Origin of the sequence: Mesoflavibacter sp. (assembly GCF_964226795.1) — a bacterium.
Classification (GTDB): Bacteria; Bacteroidota; Bacteroidia; order Flavobacteriales; family Flavobacteriaceae; genus Mesoflavibacter; species Mesoflavibacter zeaxanthinifaciens.
The window spans coordinates 85234-105508 of the sequence record NZ_CAXQQP010000016.1; the positions used below are offsets into that span (position 1 = coordinate 85234).

At 31.0% G+C, this 20275-nt stretch carries 17 protein-coding genes and 1 riboswitch; of the genes, 8 read left to right on the forward strand and 9 right to left on the reverse strand.

Annotated elements, in window-relative coordinates; all coding sequences use genetic code 11:
- Positions 1-43: 43 nt before the first annotated feature.
- The 3 genes from ACEQT4_RS12805 to ACEQT4_RS12815 all read left to right on the forward strand — a co-directional run bounded on the left by ACEQT4_RS12805 (position 44) and on the right by ACEQT4_RS12815 (position 5774).
- Positions 44-973, forward strand: a complete 930-nt coding sequence (locus ACEQT4_RS12805) for a lytic transglycosylase domain-containing protein (protein ID WP_370228203.1) — start codon at positions 44-46, stop codon at positions 971-973.
- On the forward strand, positions 974-2431 hold the full coding sequence (cls, locus tag ACEQT4_RS12810) for a cardiolipin synthase (protein ID WP_027878644.1): 1458 nt from the start codon (positions 974-976) through the stop codon (positions 2429-2431). It abuts the gene before it with no gap.
- 217 nt (positions 2432-2648) lie between these two features.
- Positions 2649-5774, forward strand: coding sequence for a T9SS type B sorting domain-containing protein (locus ACEQT4_RS12815; RefSeq protein ID WP_370228205.1), 3126 nt, complete (start codon positions 2649-2651; stop codon positions 5772-5774).
- A 4-nt stretch (positions 5775-5778) separates the two neighbouring features.
- On the opposite strand, the gene ACEQT4_RS12820 is transcribed toward ACEQT4_RS12815, so the two are convergent.
- Together ACEQT4_RS12820 and ACEQT4_RS12825 are read right to left on the reverse strand one after the other, a co-directional pair.
- A complete protein-coding gene (locus tag ACEQT4_RS12820) occupies positions 5779-6357 on the reverse strand; it encodes a hypothetical protein (protein ID WP_027878646.1) in 579 nt (192 codons plus the stop codon).
- Positions 6358-6360: 3 nt separating this feature from the next.
- Positions 6361-7245 (reverse strand): DUF6263 family protein, encoded by an 885-nt coding sequence (locus tag ACEQT4_RS12825; protein ID WP_370228207.1) that lies wholly within the window; start codon positions 7243-7245, stop codon positions 6361-6363.
- A 171-nt stretch (positions 7246-7416) separates the two neighbouring features.
- On the opposite strand from ACEQT4_RS12825, the gene rpmH reads away from it, so the two are divergent.
- The 3 genes from rpmH (at position 7417) to ACEQT4_RS12840 (ending at position 11255) form a co-directional block, all read left to right on the forward strand.
- Positions 7417-7578 (forward strand): 50S ribosomal protein L34, encoded by a 162-nt coding sequence (rpmH, locus tag ACEQT4_RS12830; protein WP_027878648.1) that lies wholly within the window; start codon positions 7417-7419, stop codon positions 7576-7578.
- A gap of 103 nt (positions 7579-7681) precedes the next feature.
- The gene (gene carB, locus ACEQT4_RS12835) at positions 7682-10534 is read left to right on the forward strand and encodes a carbamoyl-phosphate synthase large subunit (protein ID WP_370228210.1); all 2853 of its coding nucleotides are present in this window, start codon (positions 7682-7684) and stop codon (positions 10532-10534) included.
- 88 nt (positions 10535-10622) lie between these two features.
- Positions 10623-11255: a T9SS type A sorting domain-containing protein gene (locus tag ACEQT4_RS12840; protein ID WP_370228212.1), complete on the forward strand. Its 633-nt coding sequence runs from the start codon at positions 10623-10625 to the stop codon at positions 11253-11255.
- Positions 11256-11283: 28 nt separating this feature from the next.
- On the opposite strand, the gene ACEQT4_RS12845 is transcribed toward ACEQT4_RS12840, so the two are convergent.
- The 7 genes from ACEQT4_RS12845 to ACEQT4_RS12875 all read right to left on the reverse strand — a co-directional run bounded on the left by ACEQT4_RS12845 (position 11284) and on the right by ACEQT4_RS12875 (position 16958).
- Positions 11284-11847: an acyl-CoA thioesterase gene (locus tag ACEQT4_RS12845; RefSeq protein ID WP_370228214.1), complete on the reverse strand. Its 564-nt coding sequence runs from the start codon at positions 11845-11847 to the stop codon at positions 11284-11286.
- A complete protein-coding gene (locus tag ACEQT4_RS12850; protein WP_370228216.1) occupies positions 11844-12095 on the reverse strand; it encodes a hypothetical protein in 252 nt (83 codons plus the stop codon). Before ACEQT4_RS12850 ends, ACEQT4_RS12845 begins: the two co-directional genes overlap by 4 nt.
- 7 nt (positions 12096-12102) lie before the next feature.
- The gene (locus ACEQT4_RS12855) at positions 12103-12453 is read right to left on the reverse strand and encodes a 6-phosphogluconate dehydrogenase (RefSeq protein ID WP_370228218.1); all 351 of its coding nucleotides are present in this window, start codon (positions 12451-12453) and stop codon (positions 12103-12105) included.
- 11 nt (positions 12454-12464) lie between these two features.
- On the reverse strand, positions 12465-13850 hold the full coding sequence (rmuC, locus tag ACEQT4_RS12860) for a DNA recombination protein RmuC (RefSeq protein WP_370228220.1): 1386 nt from the start codon (positions 13848-13850) through the stop codon (positions 12465-12467).
- A 72-nt stretch (positions 13851-13922) separates the two neighbouring features.
- Positions 13923-14717, reverse strand: a complete 795-nt coding sequence (locus tag ACEQT4_RS12865) for an ABC transporter ATP-binding protein (protein ID WP_370228222.1) — start codon at positions 14715-14717, stop codon at positions 13923-13925.
- 1 nt (position 14718) lies between these two features.
- The gene (locus ACEQT4_RS12870) at positions 14719-15750 is read right to left on the reverse strand and encodes a FecCD family ABC transporter permease (RefSeq protein ID WP_370228224.1); all 1032 of its coding nucleotides are present in this window, start codon (positions 15748-15750) and stop codon (positions 14719-14721) included.
- On the reverse strand, positions 15747-16958 hold the full coding sequence (locus tag ACEQT4_RS12875; RefSeq protein ID WP_370228226.1) for an ABC transporter substrate-binding protein: 1212 nt from the start codon (positions 16956-16958) through the stop codon (positions 15747-15749). The genes ACEQT4_RS12870 and ACEQT4_RS12875 overlap by 4 nt, the downstream gene beginning before the upstream one ends.
- A gap of 127 nt (positions 16959-17085) precedes the next feature.
- A riboswitch (cobalamin riboswitch) is annotated at positions 17086-17282 on the forward strand.
- A 32-nt stretch (positions 17283-17314) separates the two neighbouring features.
- On the opposite strand from ACEQT4_RS12875, the gene ACEQT4_RS12880 reads away from it, so the two are divergent.
- Together ACEQT4_RS12880 and ACEQT4_RS12885 are read left to right on the forward strand one after the other, a co-directional pair.
- Entirely contained in the window at positions 17315-19165 is a 1851-nt protein-coding gene (locus ACEQT4_RS12880) for a TonB-dependent receptor plug domain-containing protein (protein WP_370228228.1), read from the forward strand.
- A 9-nt stretch (positions 19166-19174) separates the two neighbouring features.
- Positions 19175-20218, forward strand: coding sequence for a YncE family protein (locus tag ACEQT4_RS12885; protein WP_027878660.1), 1044 nt, complete (start codon positions 19175-19177; stop codon positions 20216-20218).
- Positions 20219-20275: the final 57 nt, after the last annotated feature.

Genomic DNA, 20275 nt, shown 5'->3' on the forward strand with positions numbered 1-20275 from the left:
AAATCAAATAAAATTTTTAAATTTAGAAAAAGAAATAATGAAGATGAAGTTAGTTAAAAACACATTAGCAGCAGTTGGTTTAGTCGCTATTGGAGCATTATCTATCAATGCTATGCAAGAAGCACCAACAGACGAAAATTTTACAAAAAAACTTATAAACGATTACAACGTATACGCATTACAAGTTCCGGATTATATGGATTTTGCAGGCGAAGAAGTACCATTATCTAATCCTGATATTTTAGAGCGAATGGATAGAGAGCTTTTAGTAAATACCTATTGGCAATCTAACGGTCTATTAATGTTTAAAAGAGCTAAAAAATACTTTCCTATAATAGAACCTATTTTAGCAAAACATGGCGTGCCTGATGATTTTAAATATCTAGCAGTTATAGAAAGTGGCTTAACCAATGCTAAATCACCAGCTGGAGCAAGTGGGTTTTGGCAAATAATGAAAGCTACAGGTCGCGAACATGGTTTAGAAGTTAATGATAATGTAGATGAAAGATATCATCTAGAAAAAGCAACAGAAGTGGCTTGCGATTATCTAAAAAAAGCAAAAGAAAATTTAGGTAGTTGGACACTTGCAGCTGCAGCTTATAATGCTGGTAATGCAGGTATAAAAAGAAGGTTAGATGCACAACAAGTTAAAGGTTATTACGATTTGTTGTTAGGTGAAGAAACTGGTCGTTATGTATTCAGAATTTTAGCTTTAAAAGAAATTTTATCAAACCCTTCAAAATATGGTTTTAATTTTAGAGATAAAGACTTATACTCTAAAGTACCAACATATTTAGTAGAAGTAGATACAGCAGTTACAGATTTTGCTGGTTTTGCAAAGCAGTTTGGTATAAACTATAAAATTTTAAAACTACACAATCCTTGGTTAAGAGAGCCGCATTTAAATAATAAATCAAGAAAGCAATATTTTATAGAATTGCCTAAAGAAGGTTATTATAACATACAACCTTAAATGATAGAGTTTTTACAATCACATTGGTGGACAATAGCAATAACGCTAAACTATATATTGGCACTAATTGCAGTTGTTACCATTCTATTTAAATCTATAAACCCAACAAAAACACTAACATATATTATTGTATTGTTAGTGTTTCCTTTTTTTGGTTTAATCGTTTATTATCTGTTTGGTCAAGAGTATAGAAAAAATAAAATCTTCAATAAAAAAGACATTTTAAATAATGAATTAATACAATCTATTGAAGATAAATTAGAAATAAAACCCGAAGCTTTAACTTTTTATGAAGCAGAAGCAGAAGAAGATCAAATACGTTTAGTTCAACTACTTCAAAAAAATGATAAATCACCATTAACACAGTATAACGATGTTGAAATTATAATTAATGGTGAAAATAAATTTGAAAAGCTCTTTAAAGATATAGAGTCTGCAAAACAACACATTCACGTAGAATATTATATTTTAAAAGATGATAAAATTGGCACAAAATTTTTAGAGCTATTACTTAAAAAAGCAGATCAAGGTGTACAAGTAAAGCTAAGCTATGATGATGTAGGAAGCAAAATTTCATCTAAAATGAAAAGAAGGCTTACGCAATCTTCAATAGAGCATCATCCGTTTATGCCAGTATTATTTCCAAAATTTACTGGTAAAATGAATTACCGAGATCACCGGAAAATAGTGATTATTGATGGCGAAATTGGTTATGTTGGAGGAATAAATGTTTCGGACACTTATGTGAATTATCCTGAAAACAAAAAGTATTGGAGAGATACACATCTTAGAATTACAGGTGAAGCAGTTTTTACACTTCAAGTTCAATTTTTAACCAACTGGAATTTTGTTTCAGATAAAAAAATAGAGCTAAATCAAACCTATTTTCCAAAAAATAAAACAGAAACCATTACTCCAATTCAAATTGCTGCAAGTGGTCCTGATACCGATTGGGCAAACATTATGGAAGCTATTTTCTTCTCAATAGTAACTGCAGAAAAATACGTGTATATAGCGACACCTTATTTTATTCCTAATGATCAAATTATAACCGCAATGCAAGTGGCTTCAAAAAGTGGAGTAGATGTTAGGATTTTAATACCAGATAAATCAGACTCTTGGATAGCACAACATGCAACAAACTCTTATTTAGAACAATTGTTTGATGCCAATGTTAAGGTTTACAGGTACAAAAAAGGATTTACTCATGCAAAAACAATGGTTATTGATGATGTCTTTACAACCATTGGTACTTGTAATATGGATTATAGAAGTTTCAATATTAACTTCGAAATTAATGCATTAATCTACAGTAAAGAACAAGCTTTAAAAGCAAAACAGATGTATTTAAACGATTTGGATGATTCTTTGTGTATGGACTACGACCAATGGAAAAACAGAGGTAAATTAGAACGTTTAAAAGAAGCTTATTGCAGGCTTTGGGCTCCGTTGTTATAATTATTTAATTCAAAATTTTTTAGTCGTATATTTAAAGGGCTAAATTGATAATGAAATTAAAACATCAACCAACATAAATATTTATAAAGTAAAAAGAATAGTTTGGGTTTTTATATTCTTTTTTCTTACACATTGGTCTGTAATTGCTCAATTACCAGACTTTAATCTAGTAGTAACTGCAACTGACGAAACGTGTTCTGGTAACGGTGCTTTGACAATGAGTGTTAATAATACAGCAGTTGGAGCAACAATTACATATTCATTATTTTTACTACCAGACAGTACAAATCCAATTGCAGAAACTACAGCGTCTTCTTTTAGTAGTTTGCCATCTGGAGATTACATTGTCGTTGCGACACAAACTCTTGGAAGTGAAGAAAATGAGCAACAACAAGACATTACAATTAACAATTTAACTACAACTTTAGATTACGATATTTCGCATTCAACCACGTCAAATTGTGACGAGTTTGGCACAATCACAGTAAATATAACATCTGGTAATCCTGTGTCTTACGAGGTGATTTCTGGACCAGAAACGGTTGCTCCTCAAACTTCAAATGTTTTTACAGATTTGCCTCAAGGTACTTACATTATTAGAGTTTATGACGATTGTGATAATGCGCTCTCAAAAACCTACACCATGTTACTAGATATTAATGACTTAATTATAGGCGAAGTAGGTTTGCCAATTGTATATGATAATTGTGATGAAGCAGATGTCGAAATTTCTATTGATGCGGCAGAAGGTACAACAATAATTTATCCGCTTTCGGTAACGTTAACACTATATCCACCAGATGGTTCTCCAGAGATTGTTTTTAATCAAAATATTACAAGTGGAGACGATTTAAATTTTACAATAAATCAACTAATTCCGTTATTTGGATCAGATAGTTTTGATGTAAATATTTCAATTCAAGATTCATGTCAACTTCTATTTGAATCTGATCAAATTGTAAACCCAAATCCAAAAGTAAATTTAACCACGACAGAAGAATTTTGTGGCGAATTTTTAAACGTAGCAATAAACAACTATTTGCCACCTTTCACTTTAAGTTTTACATCTGCGCCTTCAGGTTTTAATCCAACAGATTACAACAATAGTTATCCAGGACCATTTACTGAGGATGATGGAACTATAATTTTTGGTTTTGACGATAATCCAGTACCAACAGGTATGTACACTGTAGAAGTTGTAGATGCTTGCAATCGTGTAGGAACGGGTACTATTTTTGTAGACGAAGTTGTTGTAGATCCGTTAGTAATAACAAGCAATAATGGATGTTCTGCAAATTCTGGTATTTTAGAAGTTAGAATTCCTGAGCGAGAAGTGATTACAGCAACCATTATTAGCGCACCATCATCATTTCCAGAAATATTACCATTTAATGCAGACGAGTTTATTGTTGGAGATATTTTAACCATTCAAGATAACAATCTTCCTGCAGGAGATTATGTTGTTACTGTAGTTGATAATTGTGGTGTAGAATATACTTTAGATGCTAATATTCCGGTGTTTCAGTTTCAAGGATTAAATGTATCAACGCTTCCAAATTGCGAAACAGAAACAGGTTCTTTAAATCTAAGCAGTAATCATGGACAATTATCAGAAATTATTATTGTCGCTGCACCTTCCGCTTTCGCGGAAACTATTCCTTTTAATGGTACCAATTTATTAGATGCAAATGGTAACCTTTTTATAAATAATTTACCCGTTGGTGATTATCAATTTGAATCTACTGATACCTGTAATTTTGATTACACAACTAATGTTACCATAAATAGCTATACCAGTAATCCTTTTGCATACTCATTAACCAGAAACTGTGGTTCTTTTGATGTTACTATTAATGATTTAGATCAAACAGTAACTAACCAAACATATTGGTTGCAATATTACTTTGAAGAAAATGAAGTTTGGGGACATCCAAATACCGGTGTAGCGTACACAGAAGGCGATATCCCAAATAGCACAACTGCTATTGAAATAGAAAATATGGAAACACTCTACAATATCTTTTTAACAGGAGATTTTAGATTGATAAAAGTATTTCAATCTATAAATTCAGAAAATCCAGACGTGTATTGTTTAGATCAATTTGCCAATTTCACTGTATATTCAGATTTAGTCATTTCAGGAGTTTATAATCTAAATTGTTCTAGTGGCGGTAATCCGTCAGACGTCGTAGTAGAAGCTATTGGTGTAGCGCCTTTCAATTATAGTATTATTTCCCCAATAACAATAAATAACGGAACTAATAATGTGTTTTCAGGCTTACCTAATAATATTTACGAAATTAGAGTAGAAGATACCTGCGGAAGCATTGAAAATATAACCATTAATCTCGAAAATTTATTACCATTAGCTAGAGCAAACCAACCAGACGACTTTATAATTTGCAAAGCAGATGGTATAGACCAAGAAGTGTTTCAATTAGACACTCAAAACGAACAAATTTTAGGAAATCAAAATCCAAATAACTACACAATAACCTATCATTTATCCCAGTCTGATGCAGATACAGGTAATAATCCGTTGCAAAATCAATTTACAAATAATACCAATCCTCAAACGGTTTACGCAAGGGTTATACATAATAATTTAGCATTGTGTCATGCAACAACGTCATTTCAAATATATGTTGGTCAAGTACCTGTTTTAAGTGAAGAAGAAACAGTTTACATCTGTCCTAATGGTACAGCAACATTAATAGCAGATTCTGGTTTTGATGTGTATTTATGGTCAACAGAAGAAACAACACAAAGTATAATTGTAGATCAAGCTGGTACTTATACAGTAACTATTATAGATGAAATAGGAGACTTTTATTGTGAAAGCACAAAGAATTATCAAGTAATAAATTCAGAACCAGCAACTATCGAAAATATAGAAATTTCAGATTGGACTGCTAATGAAAATTCAATAGCAGTAATGACTTCTGGAGCAGGAAATTACCTATATTCTTTAAATGGAATTGATTATCAAACTCAAAACACTTTTTCTAATTTAGAACCAGGAGAATATAGAGTTTACATTAAGGATAGTAATGGATGTGGTATTGTAGATAAAGACGTTTATCTATTACATTACCCTAAATATTTCACTCCAAATGGAGATGATATAAATGAATTTTGGCAGATAAAATTTGCTAATCTAGAACCAGATTTAAAAGTCTTTATCTTTGATAGGTACGGTAAATTGTTAAAACAATTTGGAAGTCAAGACGCTGGTTGGGATGGTACTTATAATGGTAATACTATGCCAACCAACGACTATTGGTTTGTTGTAACCAGAGCAAATGGTTTAACTTACAAAGGGCATTTTACGTTAAAACGATAAACGCCTATCTGCTTCTTCTTTTTTGAGACCTTAAAGATCCACCTTGACCATAATGTTGCTTAGGCATTTGCGCCTGCTTCATATTTTGCTTCATCATTTTTATTTGGTCAGTAAGCATACCTTGTTTGTCTAGTTTTTGTGCTTCGGCAAGTAGTTTTGTAGCTTCTTGTTTTCTTCGTTTAGAAAAAGCAATACCAGCTAAGTTTAATTTTGCCATAGCCATATCGTGATCCATCGACAACCCTAAGCTTACTGCTTTTTTAAAATAACGTTCTGCTTCATTTACATTGTCTTGAGATACCATTATCCCGTGTAAAAAGTTATAATACCCTTGTTGCTTTTTTACTAATGCAGCTTCAGGATTTTTAATTTTATTAAGCCATTTTTTTGCGCCGTCAAAATCTTGTTTTCTTAGGCGTAAAAAGGCAAGAAGAATAAATTCATTTTTAAAATATAAAAACAGGAATACTAAAGAAAGTAAAAGGTACATGATACCATTACCTATTTCACCATCAATAAATTGCCAGATTGCAACTCCAAATATTCCTACCGCTAGTATTAGTTTAAAAATTTTATTGTACATGTTTTATTTAAATGGTTTATATGTTGTTGTTGAAATTATTGTTGTAGGGATTTCTACACTTTCCATACCTTTCATAATAGAAATTCCTTTTGCTATAGAAGTTATTTTAGCTTCTATTGGCCAACCAGAAGTTTTGTTAGAAGTGATAACAGATTGTTGCGTACCTTCTAAGCTCATGGTAAGTGTATCTTCTTTAGATGTTAAAGTTATGGCACTATTGCAAGAGATATGTAAATTGTTATCAACCTTATCTAGTTGCCAAGTATTCTTAGCTTTCATGTCTCCTTTAAACTCATTATTCCATGATTCACCAATAGTTACCGTTTTATTTGGATACATAAAAGTAAACTGACCAAGACTTTCAATAAGACTTTCGCCTCCAAATTCATTTCGTATAGATTCTTTCATGATTTCTTTAGTAAAATTATCAAAATCAAGATCGTTAATCATATTGTTAATTAAATCCTCGGTACCAACTAAACTTACAATTTTTCCTGTTTTTAGCATGTTTATCTCTAAAGCAGTTTCGGTTAACCCTTTAAAGATTTTTCCTTCTACATCGTCTTCATTAATATCTTTTTTAGTATCAACATTAAATATGGTTCCTGCTAAATTGGAAGTGGTTTTCATGAAAAATGAATCATACTTAAAGTTAATAATATAAGAGCTATCTGTCTCTTTTTTGATGTGAAACAGATAATCTCCACCAAGATTATTAATAATTTTATGTTCTTGATCATTCATTTTTTGAACAATTTCTTGCTCAGAAACCTGAGTAATCTTTAAGGTGTCACCAACATTTAAGTTATATCCAAGATAGTGTTGTGCTTGTGTAACACTAGTAAAACCTATCAAAAGGACTAATAAAAATAATTTTTTAAAGGACATAAAAGCATTGTTTTATTTGCTTTTGCAAAGAAACTAAAATTTTATTGAAAAATATTTTTAATTTTAGGTTTGTCAAATTAAAAACCCTTTGTATATTTGCGCTCAGTTTTGGAGATTTCAAAACCAGAATTATATTAAAAATTACATTTTCAGATTTAAAGATAATATACAATGAGTAAAAGAACGTTTCAACCATCGAAAAGAAAAAGAAGAAACAAGCATGGTTTTAGAGAAAGAATGGCTTCTGCTAATGGTAGAAAAGTATTAGCGCGTCGTCGTGCTAAAGGAAGAAAGAAATTATCTGTTTCATCTGAAACTAGACATAAAAAATAATGATTAACAATTGTTAATATATAAAGGCGTTGCTTAGGTGTAACGCCTTTTTTTATATCTAATTATCACTATTTTTGAAAAACCAAAAACAACACATAATACAATGCCTAAAAATCCTAAATTAAAATCTATCCTTATTATTGGTTCTGGTCCAATTATTATTGGTCAAGCGTGCGAATTTGATTATTCTGGTTCACAAGCATTAAGATCTTTAAGAGAGGAAGGAATCGAAACTATTTTAATTAACTCTAACCCAGCAACTATCATGACTGATCCAAAAATGGCAGATCATGTGTACTTGCTTCCTCTTAATACAAAGTCTATTGTTAAAATATTAAAAGAGCATCCTCAAATAGATGCTGTTTTACCAACAATGGGAGGACAAACAGCGCTTAACCTTTGTATTGAAGCAGACGAAAAAGGTATTTGGGAAGACTTTGGAGTAGAAATTATCGGTGTTAATATTGATGCCATTAACATTACAGAAGACAGAGAAAAGTTTAGAGAGTTAATGTTAAAAATAGGTGTTGGTATGGCACCTCAAGCTACAGCAACTTCATTTTTAAAAGGTAAAGAAATAGCTCAAGAATTTGGTTTCCCGTTATGTATTAGAGCATCGTTTACCTTAGGAGGAGCAGGAGCAGCAATTGTTTATGACGAAAAAGAATTTGACGACGCTCTTACCCGTGGTTTAGAAGTATCACCAATACATGAGGTGATGATTGATAAGGCTATGATGGGTTGGAAAGAGTACGAGCTAGAGCTTTTAAGAGATAAAAATGATAATGTTGTAATTATCTGTACGATTGAAAATATGGACCCAATGGGAATCCATACCGGGGACTCAATTACTGTTGCGCCAGCTATGACACTTTCTGATAAAACATTTCAGAAAATGCGTGATATGGCAATAAAAATGATGCGTAGTATTGGTGATTTTGCTGGTGGATGTAACGTACAATTTGCGGTAAGTCCGGATGAACATGAAGAAATTATCGCAATTGAAATTAATCCACGTGTATCTCGTTCGTCTGCATTAGCAAGTAAGGCAACAGGATATCCAATTGCAAAAATAGCAGCTAAATTAGCTATAGGTTATCATTTAGACGAACTTCAAAACCAAATTACAAAATCAACTTCTGCTTTATTCGAGCCAACATTAGATTATGTTATTGTAAAAATACCACGTTGGAACTTTGATAAATTTGAAGGATCAGATCGTACTTTAGGTCTTCAAATGAAAGCGGTAGGAGAAGTAATGGGTATTGGTAGATCTTTTCAAGAAGCCTTACATAAAGCTACCCAATCTCTAGAAATTAAAAGAAATGGTTTAGGAGCAGATGGTAAAGGATATAAAAACTATGACCAGATTATAGATAAACTAACTAACGCAAGTTGGGATAGAGTATTTGTAATTTACGATGCAATCCAAATGGGTATTCCTCTAAGTCGTATTCACGAAATCACAAAAATAGACATGTGGTTTTTACGTCAATATGAAGAGTTGTATCAATTAGAAAAAGAAATTTCCACATATACAATAGACACGATAGAAAAAGACCTATTATTAGAAGCTAAACAAAAAGGATATGGTGATAGACAAATAGCACACATGCTTAATTGTTTAGAAAGTCAAGTGTATAATAAACGTGATGAATTAGGCGTAAATCGTGTGTACAAGTTAGTAGATACTTGTGCTGCCGAGTTTGAGGCAAAAACACCTTATTACTATTCTACATTTGAAAATGATGTAGAAACCGTAGACGGAACACGTTTACCAGATAATGAAAGTGTAGTTTCTGACAAGAAAAAAATTATTGTTTTAGGATCTGGACCTAACCGAATTGGTCAAGGAATAGAGTTTGATTATTGTTGCGTTCATGGTGTGTTAGCTGCTGCAGAATGTGGCTACGAAACTATAATGATAAACTGTAACCCAGAAACTGTATCTACAGATTTTGATACCGCAGATAAACTATATTTTGAGCCAGTATTTTGGGAGCATATCTACGATATTATTCGTCATGAAAAACCAGAAGGAGTTATCGTTCAATTAGGTGGTCAAACTGCATTAAAACTTGCAGAAAAACTATCTAAATATGGCATCAAAATTTTAGGTACTAGTTATGAAGCTCTAGATTTAGCTGAAGACAGAGGAAGTTTTTCTAAACTTTTAAAAGAAAATAATATTCCTTACCCTAAGTTTGATACAGCCGAAACAGCAGAAGAAGCTTTAGCTGTAGCAGATAAATTAGATTTTCCAATTTTAGTACGTCCATCTTATGTACTTGGAGGACAAGGAATGAAAATAGTAATTAATAAGAAAGAATTAGAAAAGCACGTTGTAGATTTACTACGTAGTATTCCTAATAATAAATTATTACTAGATCATTATTTAGATGGCGCAATAGAAGCAGAAGCAGATGCTATTTGTGATGGCGAAAATGTATACATCATTGGTATAATGGAGCATATAGAACCATGTGGTATTCACTCTGGAGATAGTAATGCAACGTTACCTCCTTTCAATTTAGGTGACTTAGTAATGCAACAAATAAAAGATCATACTAAAAAGATAGCATTAGCATTAAACACAGTAGGTTTAATCAATATACAGTTTGCGGTAAAAGACGATACTGTTTACATTATCGAAGCAAACCCAAGAGCTTCTAGAACAGTACCATTTATAGCAAAAGCATATGGAGAACCTTATGTAAATTATGCTACTAAAGTAATGTTAGGAGAGAAGAAGGTAACCGACTTCGATTTTAATCCGAAGCTTGATGGATATGCTATAAAACAGCCAGTATTCTCGTTTAATAAATTTCCTAATGTAAATAAGCAATTAGGACCAGAAATGAAAAGTACAGGAGAAAGTATCTTGTTTATAGATAGTCTTAAAGATGATGAGTTTTATGATCTTTATGCAAGACGTAAAATGTATTTAAGTAAATAATTATATTGCTAAACAAGTTTTAGTTAGCTGGTAGTCAGTATGTTTTGGTTTGTTTTTTGTATATTTAATAACAAAAAAACAAACTATGATGAAAAAACTACTCTTAATTTTAACTTGTTTAGCAACTTTTAATATAGTTGCACAAACACAAACAGTAACTATAGATTGGTCTTTTGGATCAAACTCTGATGTTACACCAACTACAGATCCTACAAACGCAGATAGAACTATAGAAGTAGGAGATACTGTAATTTGGAATTATTACGCAACAGGAACACATACCGTAACAAGTAGTGCAGGAAGTACTGAGACTTGGGATAGCGGTTTTATATCTTCTGGAGCAGGAGTGACCTTTCAAAGAACATTTACATCTGTTGGAACAAATCCTTACGTATGCACACCGCATAGTGGTAACATGTATGGCGTAATTACTGTAGTACCAGAAGGTACTTTAAGTGTTCCTAACTTTGAAGAAGCTTCTAAAAGAATAGATGTCTATCCAAATCCAGTTTCAACGCAGTTAAATATTAATTTTCCTGCTTTTGATGATGAATATTATATTGAAATCTTTAATGTTTTAGGAAAAAAAATCTACAGCAATACTGTTTTAACACAGAAAAACAAAATATCTGTTTCAGATTGGAATAACGGAGTGTACTTGATTAAAATAAGCTTTAAAAATGAAAAGCAATCAATTACCAAAAAATTTGTAAAGATTTAAAAAAAAGCCTCATTTATTGAGGCTTTTTTTAATTAAACTGTTCTGGTAATTCAATTTTAACTTTGTATTTTTCTAATAAGGGTAAGTAATCAATATGAGAAAAATCTTCGCTATCAAACTCGCTTTGACGTTGTTTTTTAGTTTCCATTCGTTTGATGGCTTTTAAAAAACGTTTAACTTCATTCATGTCATTTAAAATTAAACCTGGTACTTTTTTAGAGTCGCCACTTTCATCTTTTGCAACCATGGTAAAATAAGACGAGTTGCAATGTTTTACAGCTCCTGTTTGTATGTTTTCAGATTCTACTCTAATACCAACTACCATAGATGTATTGCCAACAAAATTTACAGAAGCTTTCATAGTAACAAGCTCGCCAATTTCTATTGGGTTTAAAAAATCTACAGTATCTACACTTGCAGTTACACAGTAAGTTTCTGAGTGTTTTGAGGCACAAGCAAAAGCAATTTGATCCATTAAATTTAAAATGTAACCACCATGAATTTTTCCTCCAAAATTAGAGTGTGAAGGTTGCATTAATTGCGAAATACTTACACGTGACGCATCTACTTTTTTATAGGATTTATTGCTCATAATTGTTGTTGTCTAATATAAATTTCAATGTCTTTTTTGTAGTAAAAACCAAATACAATAAAAATTAAACCAAAAATTATTGTTCCAACTGTAAGAACTGTATCTAACTCTTTGTTACTTGTTTCTAAATTAGGTTGTACAATTGATTCTAGACCTATTGAAAGTAAACCTGCTCCCAATAAAAAAACAAAGATATATCTAGCTCTTAATAGCCATCTATTAATAGTGTATAAAGTTTTATTAGACATTTAGATTTTAATTACGCTCTTTTTCTTCAACTTTAGTTATAAAATATTTGGTATCACCAAGCCAGAAAAAACTTTGATAACGCTCTACATAAGACAGTTTTACAAACTGACCTTGATATTTATTTAAATCTTCAATAACTTGAGATTTTCCTTTTTCTACAGAAAACTGAAATATTTGTGCTTCACTAACACCTTGACTTATTTCGCCTTCCCAAGTTTTAAACATCACACCTTTTTTACTAAACTTTACAAGTTCTCCAGCTCTTACACCTTCGCTGTAAGGCACAAAATAGATAAAGGCAAAGTAGCCAGCAACTAAGATTAGAATGATTACTATTGATTTGATTAAAAATTTCATATAATATTAGTTTAGTCGTCGTTTATAGCTCGTTTTACAATGTTTTCTGGTAAAGATTTTTTGGCTTTAGCGCCTAATTTTTTAATTTTTTCTACGCTGGTAATTAAGTTTCCTCGTCCTTCTACTAACTTATTCATTGCAGAAGAATAATCCTTTTTAGCATCGTCAATTTTTTTACCAACACCAGTTAAATCTTTAACTAAGCCTTCAAATTTATCATATAATGCACCAGCTTGACGTGCAATTTCAATTGCATTTTGTTGTTGTTTTTCGTTGTTCCACATACTGTCTACAGTTCTTAAAGTAGCAAGTAGGGTAGAAGGTGTTACAATTACAATATTTTTCTCAAAAGCTTTGTTGTAAAGCGTGTTATCTTCGTTTATTGCTATTGCAAATGCTGGTTCTATTGGGATAAATAGAAGAACAAAATCTGGCGATTCTATATCGTATAAATCTTGATAATTTTTTTCAGATAGTTGCTCGATATGTTTTTTTATCGAATTTAAGTGCGCTTTTAAAAATATTGCGCGTTCGTCTTCATCTGCATTAACGTAACGTTCGTAATCGGTTAAAGACACTTTACTGTCAATAATCATTTTTTTGTTATCCGGTAAGTGTAAAACCACATCGGGTAAGACTCGTGTTCCATCTGCACGAGTAAAACTTTGCTGTACAAAATACTCGCGGTCTTTTTCTAAACCAGATTTTTCAAGAACACGTTCTAGTACTAATTCGCCCCAATTTCCTTGCATTTTACTATCGCCTTTTAATGCTCTAGTAAGGTTTGTGGCTTCTTTAGTCATTTGTTGATTTAGGTCTTTTAAGCCCAGTAATTGCTCTTTTAAAGCACTATGCATGCTTATACTTTCCTTTTGTGTGTCTTCTACTTTTTTCTCGAAGGTTAGAATTTTTTCCTGTAATGGATTTAAAATATTCTTGATATTTTCTTTATTCTGCTCGGTGAATTTATTTGACTTTTCCTCAAGAATTTTATTTGCCAATAACTCAAAATCTTTACGTAATTGCTCTTGTTGTTGTGCTAATTCTTCATCACGTTTTAAATTTTGTTGCTGAAGATTGTCATACTCTGTATTACGTCTGGTTAATTCTGCGTTTAAAAATTCTTTTTCGCGCCTAATGTCTTCACGCTCGTTTTCGGTTTTTGTAATTTGTTGACGTAATTCATTTAATTGATGATTAAATGTTTCATTTTGTTTTTGGTTTTCACTGTCGTGAAAGGCTTTAAACTCGTTAAATTGTTGTTGTAAATTGGCATTACGTTCTTCTAAAGTACTTTTTTCACTTTTACTTTTTAGTTTGGTAAAAAGCATACCTAAATAACCGCCAATTGCTGCCGAAATTAGTATTGCTAAAATAAGAATGATGTTGTAGCTCATTTAAAATTTTGATTTTTTCAAAGATAAAATAAAGTTATAAGTTGAAATCTACAAGTTAAAAAGTTTTCTCAACTATTTCTTCACTCTAAAACTTCCTGTTTTTTCATCAAAAACAATTAAATCTTTAGGGAAAAGACTTTCAAAAATACCTTTTGAAATAAGGTTACATGGTTGATCAGAAACTACTTGGTCTTTTGTCATTACAATCATACTGTCACAAAGTTGAATGGCTAAATCAATTTCATGTGAAGAAAATAATATGGTTTTGCCAGTATCTATCGTTAATTGCTTTAGCAGTTTTAAAAGATATGCTTTATGATACATATCTAAATGCGTTGTAGGCTCGTCTAAAATAATAATTGGTGTGTCTTGGGCTAAAGCACGTGTAATCATTACTTTTTGAAGTTGTCCATCGCTTAGCTCAAAACATTTTTTGTGTTGTAAATCTTCAATATTTGTAAGTTGAATGGCTTTTTTTATAGCCTCTAAATCTGTTGTTGTTAAGTTGCCTATCCAGTTTGTATAAGGTTGTCTTCCCAGAGCGACAAGCTCAAAAACGCTTAAATTTTTAGATGAAATAGGCTCTGTCAAAACCAAACTCATCTCTTTTGCTAATTCTAAATTATTATAATTTTTTAGTGATTTCTCCTTAATAAAAATGTCACCGTTTAAAGCAGGTTGAACTTTGGTTAATGTTCTTAATAATGTAGATTTTCCTATTCCATTTCCGCCGACAAGCGCTATTAATTCACCTTTATTTAGACTAATATTTATGTTTTTAGCAATAGGTGTTTCTTTCTTTTTAGAAATATAACCTATGTCTAAATTTTTAGTTTTTAGGATGATATTTTGGTTTTTTACATTCATTTTAAAATATCATTTTACGTTGTCTAACTAGTAACCAAATCACTATTGGTGCACCAAATAAAGAGGTTATTGCATTAATTGGTAACGAATAATCGCTGTTTGGTAATTGTGCAATACTATCGCAAATAAGCATAATAATGGCTCCAATTAAAAACACAGCTGGTAATAATATTTTATGGTTTGAAGTCTTAAATAATTGTCGTGTTAAATGCGGAATTGCCAAACCAATAAAAGCAATTGGTCCAGCAAAAGCGGTAATAGTTCCTGCTAATAAACTAGTTGCAATGATGATGATAAATCTACTTTTCTTTAAATCTAAACCTAAACTTTTAGCATAATTATCGCCTAATAATAAAGAGTTTAACCCTTTAATTGAAAGGATACTAAAGAACAGTCCAAAGCTGTAAATAATAATAAATATGATTAACTCTTGCCAATCTAAATCGCCTAAACTACCAAATCCCCAAAAAATGTATTGTTGTAATTGCTCTGCAGAACTAAAATAAGATAACACACTAACTATTGCAGCAGTAATGCTACCAAACATTAACCCTATAATTAAAATTGCCATCGTATCTCTAACTCTACTTGATACGATAAGTACAAGTAATAATACTAAAAAACTACCTAAACTTGCAGCAATTACCAAACTCCATTTGCTAATTAAAAACGTACCTAAAAATCCACCAAAGACCGAGCTGCCTAAAATAACTAAAGCAACACCAAGACTTGCACCAGAAGTAATCCCTAAAACAAATGGACCAGCTAAAGGATTTTTAAATAAGGTTTGCATTAACAAACCAGAAATACCTAAGCCAGAACCTACTAAAATGGCTGTAATCGCTTTAGGTAAACGGTAATTTTGAATGATATATTCTTTATTAGTTAAGGTGTCTGAAGATGAAAAAAAACTATCAATAATGGTAGAAAATGAAATCTGTACAGATCCTAAACTAATGTTTAAAATAAACAAAGCAATAAGCCCTAAACTAAGTGCTAAAAACGTCCATTTGTATGACTGGTTTTGATTCACTTTAAAGCTTTAAAAAAATAAGGTTTGTAATCTTTTAAAAGTTCTGGATGACCAATTTTAATTATGTCTTTTAAAACTAAATCAGGTCTTGCAAAACCTGTTTCGTAGTATAAAACGCCACCAGTTGCGCCAGTTGCATTAGTAAAAGAGTATACTTGATTGTTTTTAAAAGCGTCAAATTGTGTGTAATGCGGATTAGCTTCTTTTAGTGCATCCATAGAAGAATAATACGACGGACTTAACCATAAATTGGCTTGTTTGGCTTTTGCAAAGACACTTTCAAAATTTAAAGCTAAACTACCAGCAGCTTCAGTGTCTGCATATAAATAATTAAGGTTAGCATCTTTTAAAAGCTGTGCTTCGGTACTAGTTCCGCTTGGTAAATACCATACATCTTTGTGTAATGCGCCACTAATTACAGTTGGTTGATTGGTAACTGTTTTTGCTAATTGTTTTGCGTCTTTATAACTTGTTTCAATAGATTTAAAAATAGAATCTGCTTGTTGTTCTTTATCATACAATGCTCCAAAAAACTTAATCCATTCTGCTTTGGCAAGTGGCGATTTTTCTACCCAATCTCCGTTATAAATTACAGGTATGTTTGCTTTTTTTATGGTGTTTAAAGATTTACTTTTTCCGTCTACACCAAAACTAACGACAACATCAGGATTTATGCTTAAAAGGACTTCGGTATTTAGGCCTTCATTTTTACCAAGTTCTCTTACTAAACCATCGTCAATACGTTGTCTTGTTTTAATTGAAGATATATAGTTTGTACCAGGAAAACCTACTAAGGTTTTAACTTCATTTAACAATTCTAAAGCAGGAATATGAGTTGTAGATGTTACTACAATGTTCTGAATAGGAATGGTAATAATACCATCAAATTCATCTTTATTTAATGTTGTTTTTGCAGCGTTTTCTTTAGATATTAAAGCGTAACGGTAATTTTTATCTGCTTTTGGCCAAGGGTTTGTAATAGTTAATACTTTAAAATTCCCGTTGTTTTTTATACTAAAACCTTTTGCGTAATTTAAGTTTAAATTAGTTTCAATAACGTTTGGTAAAGGTTTTTTTATGCCCTTATCTTCTTTACAATTAGTAAAAAGCGATAAAAAAATAGAAATATAAAATAGTAGGTGTTTTTGTAACATTTGTAACTGTTGTTGACTAAAAAAGCATGTAAATTTATCAAAATTATTTGCCATGCGAGACGGTTCAAATTTAACAATATATATAGTAGCAGGTGTTATTATTCTTCATTTTTTATTAGGCTTTGTGTATTTGATTTATAAAATGAATAAGAAAAAATAGTCTTTATTTATTTTATCTGTTACATTTGCAGCAGATTTTGGTTTTGATATAATATTATTTGTATCAAATTAAAAGGGAATCTGGTTAAAATCCAGAACTGTTCCCGCAACTGTAAGCTATAAAGCTTGTTATTTTACTTCATGTCACTGTCTTTATTAGATGGGAAGACCAATAGCAAGACGCAAGTCAGGAGACCTGCCAAATTCTATAATTATAATTAATAACCTTCGGGAAAAAGGTTTTAAGGTTTATGAAATTATTTTATAGTCTTGTTTTTTTGTGCTTTAGCACAATTGCTTTAAAAGGGCAAATCAAAGTAGATTCTGTACAAACGTTAGAAACTGTTGTTTTAAGCGATGTTAAGTTACAGCAGAATAATTATGGGTTTAAAACAACAACATTAAAAGATTCTGTGTTACAAAACGACTCTAAATCTTTTACAGATATTTTGCGTTTTAATAGTAATGTTTACTTTAAAGAAAATGGTTATGGTATGGTGTCTTCCCCATCATTTAGAGGTACAAATGCCTCACAAACCGCTGTAATCTGGAACGGAATTTCTATAAACTCTCAACTTAATGGTCAAACAGATTTTAATTTAATTAACGTTAATAATTTTGATAACGTCGTTATAAAAAATGGAGGCGGAAGTGTACAGTACGGAAGTGGCGCAATAGGCGGTAGTATTCACTTAAATAATAAGTTAAATTTTAGCTCGCATTTTGACAATCAACTAAGGTTAAACTATGGAAGTTTTAACACACAAAAAGCAAGTTTTAATACTAATTATGGTAGCTCTAAATTTGCAGTAAATTTTGGGTTTCAATATGTGACTTCAGATAATGATTACAAGTATTTAGGTACAAATGAAGTTAATGAAAACGGAGCTTTTAATAATTTAAATTTTAATGTCAATTTAGGATATTTTATATCAGAAAATAATATCTTAAAACTATATCATCAAGCGTTTTTAGGTGAACGAGAGCTGTCTGGTACCTTAAATACAATTTCTAGAAATAAATATTTAGATGAAAACTTTAGAACATTATTAGAATGGGCAAATATTGGTAATCGTTACACCTCAAAAGTAAAAGTAGCTCATTTACAAGAGCTGTTTAAATTTTACCAAAATAAAGACTTAGATGGTTATAGTTATGGCAAAGTAAATACCTATCTAATTAAACATGTTTTAGATTACAATCTTTCCAAAAAAATAGCTTTAAAAAGTATCCTTGATTATAATTATTTTGAAGCAGATGGTAGTAGTTTTGGGTCACCAAATCGTAATGCATTTTCTGCAACAGCAATAGCTACTTATAAACCTGATACAAAATCTACTATAGCTTTTAATATTAGACAAGATGTTACTTCAGATTTTGAAAGTCCATTGTTATTTTCTTTAGACGGAAGTTATCAGTTTAATAACTTTTACAAAATAATGTTAAATGCCTCTAAGAATTTTAGAGTACCAACATTTAACGACTTGTTTTGGCAACCTGGTGGCAATCTAAATCTTAAACCAGAAACGTCTTATCAAGTAGATTTAGGTCATCAATTACAATACAAATGGGTAACATTAGACCTTAATACATATTATATTAAAAATGAAAATTTAATACAATGGAAACCTAGTAACTCTGGTTTTTGGTCACCAATAAATATAGATCAAACACATAGTTATGGTGCAGAATTAGGTTTGAAATTAAACAAAACATTTGGAAGTCATACTATTACTTTAAACGGAAACTATTCTTATACTATTTCGGAAGATTTAGAGACTAATAAACAGTTAATCTATGTACCTAAACATAAAGCTAATGTTAGTATAGCTTACAATGTTAAAAGATTGTCTTTTTACTATCAGCATATGTTTAATGACATGGTTTTTACTACCGAAGATAATATTATAAGTCCACTTTACAGCTTACCTAAATATGATTTAGGAAATATCGGCATTTCTTATCAATTAATACAAAACAAAAATCATAATCTTAGATTAGGTTTAGACATTAATAATTTATACGATACACCATATCAAAATGTAATTTTTAGACCTATGCCTAACCGAAATTATAACATTCAATTACACTATAAATTTTAATAACAACTCATGAAAAAACTATTGTATTCAGTATTAGGATTATCCCTTTTATTTTCTTGTTCTAACGATGATGATGGAACAATGCCTCAAGAACCGTTAGGCGATTACGAAAACGGATTTATTATTAGTGCAGAAGGAGGACCATCTTCTGTGTCTTATATCTCTAACGATTTTTCTACTTCAGAAAATGACATTTATTTTAATGTAAATGGAGAAACACTAGGCGTATATTTACAGTCTATTGGTTTTAATGGTGATAAAGCCTACATCATCCAAGATTCTGGTACAATTACAGTAGTAAACCGTTATACTTTTGAGTTAATTACAACAATAACTACAGGATTAACAACACCAAGATATATAGGATTTAATGGCTCTAATGCTTACGTATCAGATTGGGCAGATCCATTTACTACTACAGACGATTATATTGCTGTGGTAGATTTAAACTCTTATACAGTAACATCTACTATACCAGTAAGTGAAGGACCAGAACAAGTATTAGCTAATAATGATAAAGTATTTGTGTCTCATAAAGGTGGATATGGTGCAAATAATGAGGTTTCTGTAATAACAACATCAAACTCAACAGTAGCAACTATTTCTGTAAACGATGTTCCAGACGAAATGGTTTTAGACTCTCAAGGAAACTTATTAGTTTTAAGTGAAGGTGGACAGTCTTGGCAAGCTACTGGAGAAACTTTAGCATCAATTACAAGAATAAATACTAATGATAATTCAGTAATATCTACAATCGAATTTGCTACAGGTAATCACCCAAGTTTAATGTCGTATTCTAACGGAATGGCTTATTATATATTAAACAATGAAGTTTATGGATTAGCAGATACGGCTACAAACTTACCAAGTTCTTCTTTATTTAGTGTGGAAGCAGGATATGCTTATGGTATGTTTGTAAAAGATGGTAATTTGTTTTTAACAGATGCAAGTTTTTCTGCACAGAGCACATTAAAAGTCTATGATATTTCTAGCGGAACTTTATCTGAAAGCTTTAGCGTTGGTGTTGGAGCTTCTAAAATATACTTTAACTAAAAGATAAGTTTAAATTATAATAAAAAAGCCTCAAAATAATTTATTTTGAGGCTTTTT